At 41.0% G+C, this 16,452-nt stretch carries 14 protein-coding genes, 2 tRNA genes and 1 pseudogene; 9 read left to right on the forward strand and 8 right to left on the reverse strand.

Annotation, left to right across the window (positions count from 1 at the left end; all coding sequences use genetic code 11):
• Both F967_RS00300 and F967_RS00305 read left to right on the forward strand, forming a co-directional pair.
• Positions 1-307, forward strand: a pseudogene (locus F967_RS00300) (transposase); the annotation flags it as partial.
• A gap of 117 nt (positions 308-424) precedes the next feature.
• Positions 425-1,723, forward strand: coding sequence for an SRPBCC family protein (locus F967_RS00305; protein ID WP_004797491.1), 1,299 nt, complete (start codon positions 425-427; stop codon positions 1,721-1,723).
• A 42-nt stretch (positions 1,724-1,765) separates the two neighbouring features.
• On the opposite strand, the gene F967_RS00310 is transcribed toward F967_RS00305, so the two are convergent.
• A tRNA-Arg gene (locus F967_RS00310) sits at positions 1,766-1,842 on the reverse strand.
• A gap of 11 nt (positions 1,843-1,853) precedes the next feature.
• A tRNA-Ser gene (locus F967_RS00315) sits at positions 1,854-1,943 on the reverse strand.
• Positions 1,944-2,202: 259 nt separating this feature from the next.
• On the opposite strand from F967_RS00315, the gene rnr reads away from it, so the two are divergent.
• The 6 genes from rnr to F967_RS00345 all read left to right on the forward strand — a co-directional run bounded on the left by rnr (position 2,203) and on the right by F967_RS00345 (position 9,414).
• A complete protein-coding gene (rnr, locus tag F967_RS00320; RefSeq protein ID WP_004797492.1) occupies positions 2,203-4,623 on the forward strand; it encodes a ribonuclease R in 2,421 nt (806 codons plus the stop codon).
• A gap of 139 nt (positions 4,624-4,762) precedes the next feature.
• Positions 4,763-5,524 (forward strand): VanW family protein, encoded by a 762-nt coding sequence (locus F967_RS00325; RefSeq protein ID WP_004797494.1) that lies wholly within the window; start codon positions 4,763-4,765, stop codon positions 5,522-5,524.
• Between the two features lie 90 nt (positions 5,525-5,614).
• On the forward strand, positions 5,615-7,654 hold the full coding sequence (locus F967_RS00330; RefSeq protein WP_004797497.1) for a M3 family metallopeptidase: 2,040 nt from the start codon (positions 5,615-5,617) through the stop codon (positions 7,652-7,654).
• A 38-nt stretch (positions 7,655-7,692) separates the two neighbouring features.
• Complete coding sequence (locus F967_RS00335) at positions 7,693-7,899, forward strand: YheV family putative metal-binding protein (protein ID WP_004660391.1); 207 nt, start codon at positions 7,693-7,695, stop codon at positions 7,897-7,899.
• A gap of 10 nt (positions 7,900-7,909) precedes the next feature.
• A complete protein-coding gene (locus F967_RS00340; RefSeq protein ID WP_004797499.1) occupies positions 7,910-8,338 on the forward strand; it encodes a hypothetical protein in 429 nt (142 codons plus the stop codon).
• A 191-nt stretch (positions 8,339-8,529) separates the two neighbouring features.
• Positions 8,530-9,414, forward strand: a complete 885-nt coding sequence (locus tag F967_RS00345) for a DMT family transporter (protein WP_004797501.1) — start codon at positions 8,530-8,532, stop codon at positions 9,412-9,414.
• Between the two features lie 104 nt (positions 9,415-9,518).
• Here F967_RS00345 and F967_RS00350 read toward each other — a convergent pair whose 3' ends face one another.
• The 6 genes from F967_RS00350 to F967_RS00375 all read right to left on the reverse strand — a co-directional run bounded on the left by F967_RS00350 (position 9,519) and on the right by F967_RS00375 (position 15,059).
• Positions 9,519-11,729, reverse strand: coding sequence for a TRAP transporter large permease subunit (locus F967_RS00350; RefSeq protein WP_004797503.1), 2,211 nt, complete (start codon positions 11,727-11,729; stop codon positions 9,519-9,521).
• 180 nt (positions 11,730-11,909) lie between these two features.
• On the reverse strand, positions 11,910-12,491 hold the full coding sequence (rrtA, locus tag F967_RS00355) for a rhombosortase (RefSeq protein WP_004797505.1): 582 nt from the start codon (positions 12,489-12,491) through the stop codon (positions 11,910-11,912).
• A 75-nt stretch (positions 12,492-12,566) separates the two neighbouring features.
• Positions 12,567-13,643 carry a hypothetical protein gene (locus F967_RS00360; protein ID WP_004797507.1) on the reverse strand — a complete coding sequence of 359 codons (1,077 nt, stop codon included), beginning with the start codon at positions 13,641-13,643 and terminating at the stop codon, positions 12,567-12,569.
• A 344-nt stretch (positions 13,644-13,987) separates the two neighbouring features.
• Positions 13,988-14,212: a hypothetical protein gene (locus F967_RS00365; protein ID WP_004678560.1), complete on the reverse strand. Its 225-nt coding sequence runs from the start codon at positions 14,210-14,212 to the stop codon at positions 13,988-13,990.
• A 207-nt stretch (positions 14,213-14,419) separates the two neighbouring features.
• On the reverse strand, positions 14,420-14,815 hold the full coding sequence (locus tag F967_RS00370; RefSeq protein ID WP_004797510.1) for a protein YgfX: 396 nt from the start codon (positions 14,813-14,815) through the stop codon (positions 14,420-14,422).
• Complete coding sequence (locus tag F967_RS00375; protein ID WP_010589142.1) at positions 14,802-15,059, reverse strand: FAD assembly factor SdhE; 258 nt, start codon at positions 15,057-15,059, stop codon at positions 14,802-14,804. Before F967_RS00375 ends, F967_RS00370 begins: the two co-directional genes overlap by 14 nt.
• A gap of 186 nt (positions 15,060-15,245) precedes the next feature.
• Between F967_RS00375 and F967_RS00380 the strand changes: the two genes are divergently transcribed.
• Positions 15,246-16,418: an acyl-CoA dehydrogenase family protein gene (locus F967_RS00380; RefSeq protein WP_004683259.1), complete on the forward strand. Its 1,173-nt coding sequence runs from the start codon at positions 15,246-15,248 to the stop codon at positions 16,416-16,418.
• Positions 16,419-16,452 lie beyond the last annotated feature (34 nt).

Genomic DNA, 16,452 nt, shown 5'->3' on the forward strand with positions numbered 1-16,452 from the left:
TTTAATACAGACCAAGGCAGTCAATTCACAAGCGAGGCATTTTTGAATGAGTTAAAATTGCGAAATATCCGTATCAGTATGGATGGGAAAGGACGGTGGAGAGATAATGTGATGATTGAGCGGTTATGGCGCAGCTTGAAGCATGAGGAAGTCTATTTGAAGGCTTACGATACGGTTAAACAAGCGAAACAATCAATTGCTGTATATTTGGATTTTTTATAACATGATACATCCTCATTCAAGTTTGAATAAGGCAACACCAAATGAATTTTATGATCAACATTTACTAAAAGTAATGGCAGCATAATTTAAATATTTAGAGCGGATTTATCACTTATAAAACTGAATTGAGTGGTCTAATTAACGGAACCACATCAATGCTGAATTTCCAGCTCATTCACTTATAAAAAATCAAAGGAATGTTATGTCTTATTTTACCCGCCTGCTATGTACAGGTATCTTATTCGGGATAAGTCAAATTGGTTTTACTCAAATCATTACATGGACAGACAATATCCCAAGTGCCTTGCAGCCTTTTCAGAATAATCCACAGCTCTTGGCCAGTTATACCCAGGACACTATTTTTATTTATGGTCACCCTGCGGTAAAAACTTCAGTACCCACCCTGAAAAGCAATCCTCAACCCACTGTCAGCTTTACTTCCGCTGCCATCATCGTCCCTGCCAATACACAACAGGTGGCGAAAACGCTGACAGACTTTAGTCATTATGTGGGACTGTTTCCAACCCTAAAATCGGCCAAGACCATTGAACAGTCGGGCAATATCGTACAGGTGAAATACAAGGTATCAATTCCAACACCAATTCCTGTACTCAATTTCAATGAGGACGTCACGCTGCAACACCAGATCAAGCCGAACAGCATCGCCAGTTTGGTCATTGACGCTCCCATTCCCTATGGGGTCGGAAAACTGGAATGGTTTGCACTGGATGAGCATCGGACCCTGGTGACACTCACCCAGTGGGGGGACCTCAACCAACCGAAAGGATTTATTTTAAAGAAAATTTTAAACGCAATTCCTGAGGTCAAGCTTGGGGTTCCCAGTACTGGCAACGCCTTTGTTCTAGAGGCTTTAAGAACCCGTTTTATTGGAAAAAACACTGCCCCACTTGATGGCAGGCAAATGCCAAGCCCTCAACTCAATGCAACCCAGCTCACAAAAATCGCCCAGCTCAGCCAGACATCACAGCAACCCGTTAGCTTTCTGCACGCCCCGACCAGCATCATGTACACGCATGGACGTGAAGCCATGCGGTTTTCCACCACCTATCAGTTTTATAAACAGACACCACAACAGCTACAGAAATGGCTCACTCCATTGGCCTATAAGGATTTATTCCCTCGGCAAATCAAAAAGGTGGTGACCACCCCTATTCAGAATCAGGGACAGGATGCAGATATTCAGGTCAATGTGGGCTTAGGTGTCATTAATATTCCATTTGCCTTTAAACTGCATTTTAATTATCCAAATGCCAGCGAAAATAATTTTTATGCTAATGGTGGTGACTTGCGTTTTATTAAAGGCCAGATGAGATTTACCGAGCTTAATCAGGGTGCATTATTGAAAATGACCACTAGCATGAAAATTGATGAAAAAGCACCTTTTTTACTCAGGGCAATGCGAAGCCTGCCGTATCATGACGTATTGCCAGCAGTTGGCGGTAATGCAGTGTTTGTACAGAAAATTAAGGCAAAGGCATAAGGCACAAAAAAAACCGCAATTAAGCGGTTAATTTCTTTAAGTTGGTGCGCTCAGAGAGATTCGAACTCCCGACCCCTTAGTTCGTAGCCAAGTGCTCTATCCAGCTGAGCTATGAGCGCTTTAAGTAAAGTGGCGGTGAGAGAGGGATTCGAACCCTCGATACAGTTACCCGTATGCATCCTTAGCAGGGATGTGGTTTCAGCCACTCACCCATCTCACCGTAACACGAGCGCAATAATACAAACTAAAACCGTATTACACAAGGGATGTTCCTGTTTTTTTCTCTTTTTTTAAATCAATCAAATGTTTTTTAACCAATTCTTATATTTTTTCGTCATTTTTAGCGCTACGCTTGTTAATATAGTGTTCTCTCCTTTATTTAGATCGGCACAATAAACAGAATCTTGCAATCTTTGACGTGCAGTTAGAGTTTGAATGACTTATGCTAAACCGATCTGCCAGATGTGAAATGAAACGATATGACTACAAATTGGGTTGATCCCGAAGCAAAAGCAGAAGCGCAACGTTACGATAATCCTATTCCTAGCCGAACTCTTATTCTAAGTACATTAGAACAATTAAAAACTGCACAGTCTCATGCAGAGCTGGTTGACCACTTTAATATCCCAGATCAAAAAAGTATTGATGCCTTGAACCATCGCTTAAGTGCAATGGTTCGTGACGGTCAGTTAATGAAAGATGGTTTTAAATACCAACCTGCAACCGATTTACCAAGCCATGAAGCAACGGTCTATATCAATAGTAAAGGTCTAGGTACGGCCAATATCGCAGGTCAGGATGATGTACTATTACCTGAACGTGAATTACGTCTAGTCTTTAATGGTGATCGCGTTAAAGTACGCCAAACTTCTGTTGACCGTAAAGGTAAATCTTGGGGCTTTATTACCGAAGTCGTCCAACGTCGTGTCAAACAAATTATTGGTAAAGTCGCTGAACATGAAGGTGAATACTTTATTCAGCCAAGCAATCCAAATCAGCACCAACCAATTACCTTAGAAAAAGAATTGATTGAACATGCCAATGCCAAAGTTGGCGATATGCTACGAGTTGCGATTGATGATTACCCGACTCGTGAAGAATTAGCGACAGGTCATGTTGTACAGTCGATGGCGGACAAAGCTGACACTGAAATTATTATTCCACAAACCATTTTAGAATTTGGTTTGCCTTATGAATTTCCAGAGGCCGTCATTAAAGAAGCTGAAAGTTTTAAAGAACCTTCAGAACAAGATCGCAAAGGTCGTGTTGATTTACGCGATTTACCACTCGTCACGATTGATGGTGAAGATGCACGTGACTTTGATGATGCAGTCTATGCAGAAAAACGTCCAGGTGGTGGTTACCGTGTTGTAGTGGCAATTGCAGACGTGAGCCATTATGTCCGTTTAGACTCGCCTTTAAATGAAGAAGCTGAAGAACGTGGTACATCGGTTTATTTCCCACACTTTGTTTTGCCAATGTTGCCAGAAGCATTGTCAAATGGATTGTGTTCTCTCAATCCGCATGTTGACCGTCTGTGTATGGTCTGCGATTTAAAACTGTCACGTGCAGGTAAAGTCACAGGTTATGAGTTCTACCCTGCGGTGATGCATTCCAAAGCACGTTTGACCTATAATCAGGTGGCTGCTTATTTTGACGGTGCAACCGATGCCATTCCGCAAGATAAAAGCGTTCATAAATCGTTAAATACCCTATTCCAGCTTTATCAGACACTAAAAGAACTACGTGCCAAACGTCATGCGATGGAATTTGAAACCATTGAAACCTATATGACCTTTGATGAGTTAGGTGGAATCAAGGAAATCTTGCCACGTACTCGTAATGATGCGCATAAACTGATTGAAGAATGTATGTTATTGGCGAACGTTGCCGCAGCTGAATACTCATTAGAACATGATATTCCGATGTTGTATCGTGTACATGAAGCGCCAGAATTCTCACGTATTCAAAAAGTCCGTGATTTCGTCAAATTACTCGGTTTGCCATTCCCAGAGCAACCAACACAAGCCGATTATCAACGAGTCATTGAAGCAACCAAAGATCGTTTAGATGCACCAAGTATTCATGCGGTGTTGTTACGCTCAATGATGCAAGCCTATTATGGTGCGAATAATGCAGGACATTATGGTCTTGCTTATGAAGCTTATACGCATTTCACCTCACCAATTCGTCGTTACCCAGATTTATTGTTACACCGCGCAATTAAAGCCTATCTCGATAAGAAAGCTTATCCATTGTCTGGTGCCGCTTTAGATGAAGCTGGCGAGCATTTTTCACAAACTGAACGTCGTGCCGATGAAGCTTCACGTAGCGTCACCACATGGTTGAAATGCCATTATATGCAACAGCATTTAGGCGATGAGTTTGTTGGTATTATTAGTGCGGTGACTGAGTTTGGTCTATTCGTTACACTCAAAGATTTATATGTGGATGGTATGATTCATGTCAGCCAGCTCGGTGAAGATTATTTCTTGTATGATCAAGCCAGCCAAAGCCTGATTGGTCAGAATCGCGGTCAATCCTTTAGTCTCGGCGATGAAGTCAAGATTCAGGTTGCAGGCGTCAATCTGGAAGAACGTAAAATTGACTTCAAATTGGTTCAACAGTTGACGCATTTGGGGCGTGTGATTCGTCAGAAAGCACCTCGCACCACATCTACCAAAGCTCTGGCTACTGAAGAGGTTTTTAGTAAACCATCCGCAACTTCTCAAGTCAGTGAAGATGGTGAGAAGCCTGTACGCAAGAAAAAGGATAAGAGCAAACCAAGTTCTTATACCAAAAAGCCTGCTAAAAAAGCTTCGGCCAAGCCTGAAAGCAAAGAAAAAGCCAAGAAGAAAGTAAAAAAGAAAAAGTCCAATGCGAAAGCTAAGCAGGAGTAATTCTTTAGGGCAAGTTCAGTGATGGACTTGTCCTCCTTTAAAAATGAAACTTATTCGCCTATTTCTTAAAAAACCAATCAGCCAATATCACCCCGCCCTTTATTTCATCATAATTTGGATACGGCGAGGCTTTCGTTATGTGCAATGGAAAACTGATGGTCGTCAATATGCTCAAAGCTTTCACTCAAATCCATTAACCTTTAGAGTGAAGAAACACCAATCTGTCCTAATTCGTAAACTGGGTGACAGTGAGCAGCGTTGGCAGAAGAATAAAGTGATTAATTTAAAAATCGCAAGCGAACGAATTTCAACTATTCTAATTAAACCTAACGAAACCTTTTTTTTCTGTCAGCTCGTCGGTTTGCCAACAATCAAACAAGGCTATGTTGAGGGTATGGAACTTAGTTTTGGGCAAGCTCGTGGTGGAATTGGTGGTGGAATCTGTCAAATTGCCAATTTAATTCATTGGTTGGTGCTACATAGTCCATTGGAAGTCATACAGCGCTCACAACATTCTTTCGATCCTTTCCCAGATCAAGGACGTGTATTACCTTTCGGTAGCGGAGCTGCTATTTTCTATAACTATATTGATTATCAATTTTATAACCCAACAGAATACACTTTTCAGATCAATCTTTGGTTCTCTGAGAAATGCCTTGAAGGTGAGTTACGTTGCTCACATGATCTTGGCTATATTTATCATGTCTTTGAAAAAAATCATCGTTTTGTCAAAGTTGGAGAAAGTTATTATCGGCAAAATGAAATCTGGCGACATAAAAAAGAAAAATATAAAAGTGGTGAAATCATTGAAACAGAATGTATGACCAAAAACTTTGCCAAGCTCATGTACAAACCACAACAGATCGACGCTGAATATCAATATGTAGATGATGTGCACTAGAGATATGAGTTTTTCATTATATGTCTTGATTTCTCACCCACTAAGCCCTACATCTATACCTATGTTTAAAGATGATATGGCAAAAATACAATGACACTCCAACAAGCGACACTTCCCGTTCCTCAATTTGATCAAATTCAACTTGCTGACCTAAAACAACAAATTGAACAAACCATTCAAAACGGTCAAAACTTCTTAAATCAACTCAAGGAAGTGCCACAAAACAGCGAGGCACAATTGGCAACCTTGACCGAAGTTGATCAGCTTGAAAATAACATGAGTGAGTCATGGGGCATTTTGTCACATCTCAATGCAGTCATGAACAATGCCGAAACCCGTGAAGTGTACCAAGCCCTGTTACCAAGTTTAAGTGAATACTATACGCAGCTTGGACAACACACAGCGCTGTATCAAACCTATCAACAGATTCATGATACCCCTGTTTTTCAAACCCTCAGTGAAGCACAGCAAAGCGCCATTAAACTCGCGCTACGTGACTTTAAACTGTCTGGTGTTGCACTCCAAGGCGAAGCTAAAAAGCGTTATGCAGAAATCTCGGCACGTTTATCACAGCTGTCTTCAGACTTCTCTAACCATGTGCTCGATGCAACCCAAGCCTATTTCAAGCCTTTAACTGAAGCACAACTTAAAGGTTTACCTCAAAGCAGTGTTGAACTGTTAAAACAATACGGACAACAACGTGAGCTTGAGCAAGCGGTTGCGACATTGGACTTTCCTGCATATTTTGCGATCATGACTTATGCTGATGATCGTGAATTAAGAGAAGAACTCTATAAGGCTTATGTCACCCGTGCATCAGATCAATCGGATAAAACCGAGTTTGATAACACGCCTGTGATGGAAGAAATCCTGAGCTTACGTCAAGAAATGGCGCAACTGCTGGGTTTCAATAATTTCGCTGAATATTCGCTGGCCAGCAAGATGGCACCTGATGTTGAAACTGTTCATCAATTCTTAGTAGATTTGGCAGAGCATGCGCGTACGCCTGCACTGGCTGAAATTGCTGAACTAAAAAGTATTGCACAACAAGATGGAATTGAAGAACTCAAACCTTGGGATGCAACCTATTATTCTGAGAAGTTGAAACAACAACAGTTCAATCTTTCTCAAGAAGCGCTTAAACCGTATTTCCCTGCACCTAAAGTGGTTCAAGGTTTATTCCAGATCGTACAGCGCCTTTACGGTATCCAGATCATTGAACGCCAGGCGCCTGTTTGGCAGGATGATGTACGTTATTTCGAAATTGAAGATCAAGGTCAAGTGGTCGGCGGTTTCTACTTTGATTTATATGCACGCAATGACAAACGTGGTGGTGCATGGATGAGTGGTTTCCGTTCCCGTGTACAAACTGCTAGTGGTCTACAAAAACCAGTTTGCTATATGGTGTGTAACTTTACCCCACCAATTGGTAATCAACCTGCCTTGCTGACCCATGATGAAGTGATTACCTTGTTCCATGAGTTTGGTCATGGTTTACATCACATGCTGACCGAAGTGGATAACATCTCAGTGGCAGGGACGCATGGTGTGGCGTGGGATGCAGTGGAGTTACCAAGTCAGTTTATGGAATTTTGGGCATGGGATAATGAAAGCCTTGATGTGCTCAGTGAACATACCGAAACCAAGCAAACATTGCCACAAGAATTGCTATCTGCCCTGCTCAATGCACGTTTCTTCCAGTCTGGTATGCAAACGCTACGTCAGATTGAATTTGCCCTGTTTGATTTAACAATTCACCGCCAAACACCTGCTTTAAACAGCCAGCAGATTCAGGAAACGCTGAACGATATTCGAGCCAAATTTGCAGTGGTGCCAACGGTTCCCTATAACCGTTTCCAGCATAGTTTTAGCCATATTTTCGCGGGTGGCTATGCTGCGGGCTATTATTCCTATAAATGGGCTGAGGTCTTAGCCAGTGATGCCTTTGACCGCTTTGAAAGCGAAGGTATTTTTAATACCGAGACTGGAAAAGAGTTTAGAAAGTTTATTCTAGCAGTTGGCGGAAAAAATACTGCACTTGATGCATTTCGCAATTTCAGAAAAAGAGAACCAAAAATAGATGCATTATTACGCCATCAAGGTTGGACGAACACCGATAAAACCGCTTAAACTACGTCATTATTGTTCACAGCATGGTATTAACTGACATGAAAAGACAGTTCATCGCGGGTGCAAAATGCCCTAAATGTGGCGCGTTAGATCGTGTAGTTAAGATCATAACTGTGGATGACGAGTGGATTGAATGTATCGAATGTGCTTATAGTGAAAAACGCCCGACCCACGTGGAAGAGCAACAACCCGCTGAGCCAGATGAAATTGGAGTGATACAATTCAAACCTCGTCATTTTGACTAGAAGGTTAAAAATGATGTCCACATACCAAACTCAAAATTCCAGATTATTATGGATGATAATTGGTGGAATTAGTGTTGTGGTGGTTTTGTTTCTTGCTGTGCAATGGTTTTTATCACAAAAAGATCAGCAATCGACAACCACAGCTACACAACCAGCTGCGACAGTAAAACAGCAAACCGCTGTTACAGCTGAACCAACAGCAGCCAGCAGCGAAGTTGCCAAACCAATCCAGTTGATTGAGGAATCAATTATTAAAGAGCCGCTTCCAGCAAATGACAGTTTGGCGAAAGAGGAAATTGCCAAACTGGATGATATTCATCAGCAGCTTAAGGATCAACAGCAGGAACTCAAGCAGCAGCATGATGATGTCGATGCACTGCTTAAGCTTAAAGAGGAACAGGTCAAACTACTGGAAGCGCAAATCGCGGCGCAGAAATAAATCCCATGAAATAAAAGGTCAAAAAGCTTTAACCTCAGTTAAGGCTTTTTATTATTGAATCGGTTTTTGAAAGGTGTGGGCCATCAGGATTCCCAGCAATGTTAGACCGCCTTTAATGAAATCCACAGCTCATTTCTTTCTCTTGCAGAGAAGCATACAATAGGTTCAGTTTCTCCCAGCCAGCATTCGATATGAACTCTCATCAAGCTGATCGCAACCTGTTTCTGGCGATTGGTTGTCTCACCATTTCTGCACTGCTCTTTTCAGTGATGGGCATTTGTATCCGATATGCTTCCCATAGTGTTGATAACTACACCATTGTATTTTTTCGTAATGTGGTTGGACTCATCCTATTTCTGCCTTTTATTTTTAAACAAGGCACTGGCTTTGTAAAAACAGAAAAACTATGGATGCATACATGGCGTAGTATTGTTGGACTTGCAGCCATGTATGGTTTCTTTTACGCCATTGCGCATTTAAAGTTATCAAATGCAATGGTATTTACCTACTCTTCCCCAATTTTTATTCCAGTTATTGCATGGCTATTTCTAAAAGAAAAAATCACCATTGCTATGATTTGTGCAGCTGTTTTAGGATTTATTGGCGTATTTTGCGTTGCTAAACCCGATCAAGGTCTACTGAACTGGATTTCGGTGATTGGTATTGCATCAAGCTTACTTGCCTCAATGGCTTTTGTAACTGTTCGGGCATTAACTCAAACTGAACCACCTGAACGCATCGTATTTTATTTCTGCTTGATAGGATCAGCACTTTCTGTGATTCCAATGTTTTGGGTATGGCGACCTTATCATTTACAAGAATTATTGTTTTTAATTGGCGCAGGGATACTTGCTAATGTCAGCCAAATTTTTATGTCTCATGCTTATCGACTTGCGCCAGCAGGACAAATTGCACCTGTGAATTATATGGCAATTATTTTTGCAGGTGTATGGGGCTTCTTACTTTGGAATGAAGTACCCGATTTATACAGTGTGATTGGATTTTGTATTATTTTGCTGGCAATTTTATTATGTAGTCCATTGACTCAACGTCAAAGGAAAATTATTCAACGCTAAAATATTTGATCTTTAAAAATAACTTATCAACATTGACAATGTCTAAAGCATTTTAAAGCTTAGAAATAAAAAAAGCACCCGAAGGTGCTTTTTTTATTGTTAGTTTAGTTATACCAACCAAACAATTTAAAGAAATACGGAACGTAAGCAATAATTAAGATTGCAGGTACCATCACCAATAAAGGCAATATCCAACGTTCATATCGATAGTAGAAAGACAAATGACGAACTTCTGCATCTGCTTCAGCCACTTCTGCATCACCAATCGATTGTCGAGCTAAGAGATGGTTTAATGCAACTGGAGGTGTGACATAACCCAACTCAAAACCAATAAGCGCAATCATCCAGAAATGAACAGGATCAATACCATATTGATATGCAACAGGTGCGACTGTAGCCGTGATCAGAATCACCGCACCAAATGGATCCATGATCATACCTACGAAGATCATCAATAATACAATCAACGTAATCACGACAACAATATTATTAATATCTTGTGGGAATGCTTCCATGATATGAATTTGCTCAAGGAAACCACCGACACTCACTGAAAGCGCCATCAGAATCACAAGTGCACCAATATGGCCTACTGTTTCACTTGAAGAAGCATGTAATGCTTTAGCAAATGAGATGTTACGCTCTGGTTTGCGTGGGTCATCTTCTGGATTAATTTTTGGTGCAGGTTGACTACCGTCCGCAGGCAATGTGTAGCTATTCAAAGTACTGTCCCAATGACCAACAGGTGCCAACGGTGCAGGTTCTTTACGTAACTTATCAAACAATACCATCATCAATAGAATCACAGGCATCATTACAGGTGCAGTAAATTCATTGAGATCAGTTGCTAATGCATGTTTGTAGAATAACCAAATCAAAACAAAAATCACGATATATGGTGATACAGGTACGAATGCACGTAATGATTTAGGCAATGCAACTTTAAATGGTGCAATACGGAATTTTTGTTCCGCAAAGAATAATGCAATCACCAAGAATAACGTTGAGGTTAACAGGAATGTGTACATCCCGTATTTATAAAGCAAATCAGTCGTTACTTCTTTGTTTAGTGAAGCGACTACTACGATCAATAAGCATGGACGTAAAACTACACCAAGTGAGCCAGACAATGCTGTTGCAGCTAATGCAAACTGACGGCGTCCACCCGCATTCCACACTTCTTTATAAATAATCGCACCCGCAGCGATAACGAAAATACCTGATGCACCTGTATAGGCTGTTGGTAATGCCGCTGCAATAAGGATCAACCAAGTTAAAGTCTCTGGAGCCAGATTCCAAGGACGTAAGATATTGAGGAATAAATCAACAATACGTGTTTGCTTGAGCAACATACCCACCCAAATAAACAAGGCTAGATTCAAGAAAATATTCGACAATTCAACCAACTGCCCCAGATAAATACCTTGCCCCATTGGATAGTCCATGAAGAAAGTAAATGCAACCCCAGTGATAATCGCCATATAGGCATATAAAGGAATACTGAGGAGGGCTAAACCGACATTACCACCTTCACGAGTTACAACTGGTGGTTTGATCATTTGGAATAAACTGATGAGTGTCAGCACACCAAACAATATCATCCACAAGCAATAAATCACGTTCATTTCTGGTGTGATCGGAACACCTGAATTCATGACCGATTTATATTGGCTAATCACAGATGATGTGAGTAATGCATTACCCAACAACATCGCAATACCATAAACACGGAAATCAGTTTTAGTAGCAGGACTACGTAAACCAATGTGATGCGCTTTCAATGTTGCACTGATTGCAGCAAATACAACCATAATAACGAGGAATAACGCGCGGTTCTCTGTACCTAATTTAAAGATACCAAAGAAACTAGTTTCAATTTTACGATAAGTACGAACACTAGGATTGGCTTCGATATGCTTCATTGCCTTATCATAGAATTGGTATTTCTCATCACATTGTTGCTGAGCCGCTATCAGCGAAGCTCGAACATCTGACTCAGAAGCTACACCAAACATACTCGCAAACTCATCAGCAGCATTGATTTTCATCTGCTCTTGAACTTGTGCATCTATATTTGGATTTCTGTCACAGGTTGGTTTCTCTGGTTCAGCACGTAGAAATGAATATTGCATTCCTGTGTCAGGATCACCATAAAGGCGCTCTCCCATACGTAAAAGCTGACCATGAATCATCTCACCCGTTCCAATAACCAATGTCATTAGAAGCAAGAAAAGTATGACAAAGGTCGAAATCCACTCTGTCCATATATGGCTGAGCAGACCTAATCCAGATTTTTTTTCTTGATCATGTTGCATGTCTATTCCACTTTATTGTTCTCAACATCCATCCAAAGATGTTGAATCATGCGATGTCCATGGTTGATAGATAAATGAATTTACCCTCGTCTTAACCAATCCCTTTTTAAACCGCCTAAATTTGCAGCAAACTTTTTCAAAAAAGAATGACTACAATCACTTTTTTGTTGGTTGTTTTTATCAATTTGTGTGTTCTCTATATTTCCTTTTTACCAATAAATAACCTAAACCACATAACAGACCACCAATGGCACCAATTAAATGCGCTTCGGTCAGTACAGGACTGCCGATCAGTTGGGCTGTTCCTGTCTGGCCAAAAGTGTTTTCCCAAATAATTTTCGCCGCAATCAGCACCAGAACCAATATTGCAAACTTACGTTCATGTGGATACTGCAAATACGCCAGACTGACTGCGGTGTATAAACCATGCAACACGCCAGAAAGACCAGCATAGGCCTCTATATAAGGCAGGTAAAAATAAAAGATTAGACTAATAAATGGTGGCAACACCAACAGCAATGCACCTAAATGCCAGTTGCGGGCATGGGGAAAGATAAAGGGAAGGAAAGAAAACGCCAACATATTCAGAAAGAAGTGCATCCATCCAACATGCACCCAGTGCGCCGTCCATAGACGCCAGAACTCTGCCAGCAAACCTGGTTTCCAATAAATGAAATGATCAGCAAAGACTTGCAGACACGCTGACACTGAAATACATACAGCGATCAAAATGACTTTCCCTATCCATCTTTGATCTTTCATTTATATCTACCTCATGAAAAAAATGACCTTTTATAAGCTTAGATGTTTCCCATATAAAAGGTCTTTTAATTCAGGTTACTCAGCAGGCTGGTTTTCTGCTGGAGCTTCCGCTCCGCTACCGCCATCAAATAAGTCATCTAAAGATGAGTCTTCCTGTTTGTCATCCCAGAACGTGGTTAGCCCCTCATCACCTGCCCTTACACCTGTATTTTCAGTCCAGTAACGGTCTGCAATACCACGTACCATCAAACCCGCCATTTTATCAATCAGACGGAACTGGGGATTTGCAGGTTTATCTTCAGTGGATGCCGCCGCATAAGAACGGAACGCATCACGGAGTTTGGCGTCATCACCACTTGCCTGTGCCGCAACCGCATACAGGGCATGAGCCAGACGTACACCTTTCTTCTCACCAATCTGCATGGATTCTTTCATGGTTGCATAAGGTTCAGGCTTGCCGTCACCCGCGCCTGGCAACAATGTCCAGATCACGGCACGGGTTGCCATTGGCGCACCCCAGAATTTTTCATTGTCCAGACACGCCATACCACGTTCCGCAATACCTGCAATATCTTTAGGTACGTTGATTGCACCACCAGAGTTAATGTCATTGGTCATGGCCTGCACACCACTGACCATACCCAATAGGTAAACAGTCTGGTCAAGGTCATTGCGCATGGTTGGACAAGAGTCACCTAACTTATACTTGTATTTTGCTTCCCAGCGGTTTGCAAACAGCTGGTAACCGGCATACTGGCGTTCAGCGGCAATACCCGCCCAACGCTTCTGCTCAATACGCGCATCCTGAGCCTCAGCAACCTGCCCCGCCTTGGATGCACGCAAATAACGTAATTCTGCTTCCAGTGCCGCATTCTCGGCACACATTCCTGCCGCAGAATATAACAATACCGCCATACGGGTTGGATCAGCCCCCATGTCTTTGGTTGACATGATCGCTGGTGTCAAGGCATTTCCAGAATTACACACCATTTCAGCATCATCCATCGCCAAAATTGGTGGAACAATATGATTTTCACTAAAACTTAATGCAATGTTAGCCCCTGTTTTAATGACTTGTGAACACCCTGATAATATTGAAGTTGTAAGTAACGCAACCGCCACGCCCTGTCCAATTTTATGGAGTTTAGACATCTTCCTGTCCTCTAATTAATTTGTTTTTTCCTTTTAGGTGTACCTTATCAGATGCAATACCCGAATTAAAGAGTAGTTGCTCTAATTTTAACGTGGACATTTTGACACATTTCACAAATAAAAAAATTGACAGATGATTGGTAATACAAAAATTTTAGGCAAAAAAAAGTAGCATTGCGACGGTTCAGCACATGCTACTTATTAACTGGTAAAAACCTAAAACTCTTTATATTCTAGTTTTATTGAACATAATCCTTGAGTAATGTTCCAGCTCTTCCTACAACAATCGACATAACGACTGCAATTACCAGAAACATCCACATTGAAATCTCCATAGAGACCTCCTACACTTTGCGTATCCACTTTTGGTGGACACTAGATTGGCGTTCATCATCATTATTCACTGGGAGTGTGTATATTGATGACACTTTCAATCTCTTTCTCTTGGTCACTACAATTTTACGTTGATGTGATTCAAGAAGTTCCCTGAGTAAAGTTCCTGCTCTTCCTATAATGATTGCGAAAACCACTGCAATCACGAGAAACGACCATGTTGGAATTTCCATCATTTTGGACCTCCACCATACTTTACGTTGGTGTTTGTACTTTAACGAAAAGGAATACAAGTTCAGGGCTAAATTGTCTGACAATCATAATTTTCATGAATTTTTAGCGTATTTAATCTAACAATTTCAGTAAATTTTATTCAAAAGTATATTAAATAATTGATATATTTATTTTTACTAATTTTATACAGTCGTATAATTGTCGAACAATTAGAGCATTTTTATCAGTAGTTTAAGGTTTTTCCACTGTGTAACGGGCAATTGATCCCACCAAATGATGCATTTTTTGTTCTGGGACGAAGAAAAATACAGGACAATATAGCAATGATGGTCGATCATTTTCACAATTTGCCAACGCTGTACAGGCAAATCCGAATTGACAAACTCAAATGACCAATCCTGACCATGCAGATGTTCAAAACGCCTGACCTGAGGTTGCTGAAGAAACCTGAACCAGACAATGGCCATGATTCCCAGACACAGCAGCCAAATCCCCAAAGGCAGTACGTGATAAAGTAAAATTGCCAGGAAGATAAAAATTAAAAGTTGCAAAACAATCATAAATCGACTGGATTGCAACTCAAAAACACGATTAGCCATGGACATACTGTTTTAACTTTACAATCAATTCCTTGATTTCAGTTCTTGGCGCTTCACCCACTTCCATGAACCAGTCCAGCAGGTCAGGATCTTCCTGATCAACCAGTTCCGCAAACAAAGCCTTTTCTGTAGGATCTGCACTGAGATAATAGTTTTTGACGTAGGGATCAAAATACACATCAATTTCTTTTAAACCACGCCGTGAACGATAAATCACCTTACGTTCTTCAAGTGTCATTTCATCGGACATCATTTATTCCCCTATGCAACTATTTGGGCCTAGTTTACCCGATCCCCTCAAGAATTTCGCTGGGATTTTTCTCAAGTGACCAAATACATCAATCAAATTGAGCATTGATCACATTGTCCACTATTTTCAATTTCTTGTATCGTGGCAATGAATGTTTAAATCCAATACTCAAGGAAAAAATAACAAATGCAATCAGGTGCAATTCGTCCAATTCCAAATATGTTACCGCGTAAGCTATTTACTTCTGAGCATGAAGCATTCCGCGAAACAGTCCGTAAATTTTATGAGAAAGAAGTTGTTCCAAATATTGAGAAATATGAGAAACAACAGCATGTTGACCGTGATTTATGGAACAAGGCGGGTGAACTGGGCCTACTCTGCACCACCATGCCAGAACAATATGGTGGTTCAGGTGTGGATCGTCTATACAGCATGATCCTGATTGAAGAGCAGGCCTATGCTATGGACTCAAGCACAGGATTTTCCTTACATTCAGACATCGTTGCCAACTATATCAACAACTTTGGCAATGAGGAGCAAAAACAAAAATGGCTGCCTAAAATGGCGACAGGTGAAACGGTCACCGCTATTGCAATGACTGAACCAGGTACAGGCTCAGATTTACAGGCTGTACGCACCACTGCGGCACTGGATGGTGATGAATATGTGATTAATGGTTCTAAAATCTTCATCACCAATGGCTATCTCTGCGATATGGCGATTGTGGTGTGCAAGACAGGCAACAATGAAAAAGGCTCAGCAAATTTATCATTAATCATCGTTGAAGCTGATCGCGCTGGTTTTAGTAAAGGTAAACCTTTGAATAAAATCGGAATGAAAGGGCAAGATACTTGCGAATTGTTCTTTGACAATGTACGCGTACCTAAGGAAAACCTACTTGGTATGCAAGGTATGGGCTTCATCATGTTGATGAAAGAACTGGCATGGGAACGCATGTTGGTTGCGATTATTTGCCAGGCAGGTGCAGAAGCAGCATTTGCGCATACTGTTCAATACACCAAAGATCGTAAAGCATTTGGCAAAGCAATTAGTACATTCCAAAATACGCGGTTTAAATTAGCTGAATTACGTACTGAAATTGATTTCTGTCGTACTTATTTAGATCGTTGTATGGAATTACAACTCGAAGAAAGCTTAGGTGTAGATGCCGCAGCGGCAGCCAAATACAAAATTTCAGATATGTTCTCAAAAGTTGTGGATGATTGCTTACAGTTACATGGTGGCTATGGTTATATGTTGGAATATCCAATCGCACGTGCCTACATCGATAACCGTGCCAACCGTATTTATGCAGGTACCAACGAAATCATGAAAGAGTTGATTTCCCGTACCTTATAAGCTTAAACATTCAAAAGGGGAATAGTGTTGATTC

It is taken from the genome of Acinetobacter sp. CIP 102637 (assembly GCF_000368425.1).
GTDB classification, from domain to species: domain Bacteria; phylum Pseudomonadota; class Gammaproteobacteria; order Pseudomonadales; family Moraxellaceae; genus Acinetobacter; species Acinetobacter parvus.

Excerpts from the sequence above, each read along its gene's own strand:
- F967_RS00305 (WP_004797491.1), top strand. The coding sequence starts at position 425 with ATGTCTTATTTTACCCGCCTGCTATGTACAGGTATCTTATTCGGGATA.
- rnr (WP_004797492.1), top strand. The coding sequence starts at position 2,203 with ATGACTACAAATTGGGTTGATCCCGAAGCAAAAGCAGAAGCGCAACGT.
- F967_RS00330 (WP_004797497.1), top strand. The coding sequence starts at position 5,615 with ATGACACTCCAACAAGCGACACTTCCCGTTCCTCAATTTGATCAAATT.
- F967_RS00335 (WP_004660391.1), top strand. The coding sequence starts at position 7,693 with ATGAAAAGACAGTTCATCGCGGGTGCAAAATGCCCTAAATGTGGCGCG.
- F967_RS00340 (WP_004797499.1), top strand. The coding sequence starts at position 7,910 with ATGATGTCCACATACCAAACTCAAAATTCCAGATTATTATGGATGATA.
- F967_RS00345 (WP_004797501.1), top strand. The coding sequence starts at position 8,530 with ATGAACTCTCATCAAGCTGATCGCAACCTGTTTCTGGCGATTGGTTGT.
- F967_RS00350 (WP_004797503.1), bottom strand. The coding sequence starts at position 11,729 with ATGCAACATGATCAAGAAAAAAAATCTGGATTAGGTCTGCTCAGCCAT.
- rrtA (WP_004797505.1), bottom strand. The coding sequence starts at position 12,491 with ATGAAAGATCAAAGATGGATAGGGAAAGTCATTTTGATCGCTGTATGT.
- F967_RS00360 (WP_004797507.1), bottom strand. The coding sequence starts at position 13,643 with ATGTCTAAACTCCATAAAATTGGACAGGGCGTGGCGGTTGCGTTACTT.
- F967_RS00365 (WP_004678560.1), bottom strand. The coding sequence starts at position 14,212 with ATGATGGAAATTCCAACATGGTCGTTTCTCGTGATTGCAGTGGTTTTC.
- F967_RS00370 (WP_004797510.1), bottom strand. The coding sequence starts at position 14,815 with ATGTCCATGGCTAATCGTGTTTTTGAGTTGCAATCCAGTCGATTTATG.
- F967_RS00375 (WP_010589142.1), bottom strand. The coding sequence starts at position 15,059 with ATGTCCGATGAAATGACACTTGAAGAACGTAAGGTGATTTATCGTTCA.
- F967_RS00380 (WP_004683259.1), top strand. The coding sequence starts at position 15,246 with ATGCAATCAGGTGCAATTCGTCCAATTCCAAATATGTTACCGCGTAAG.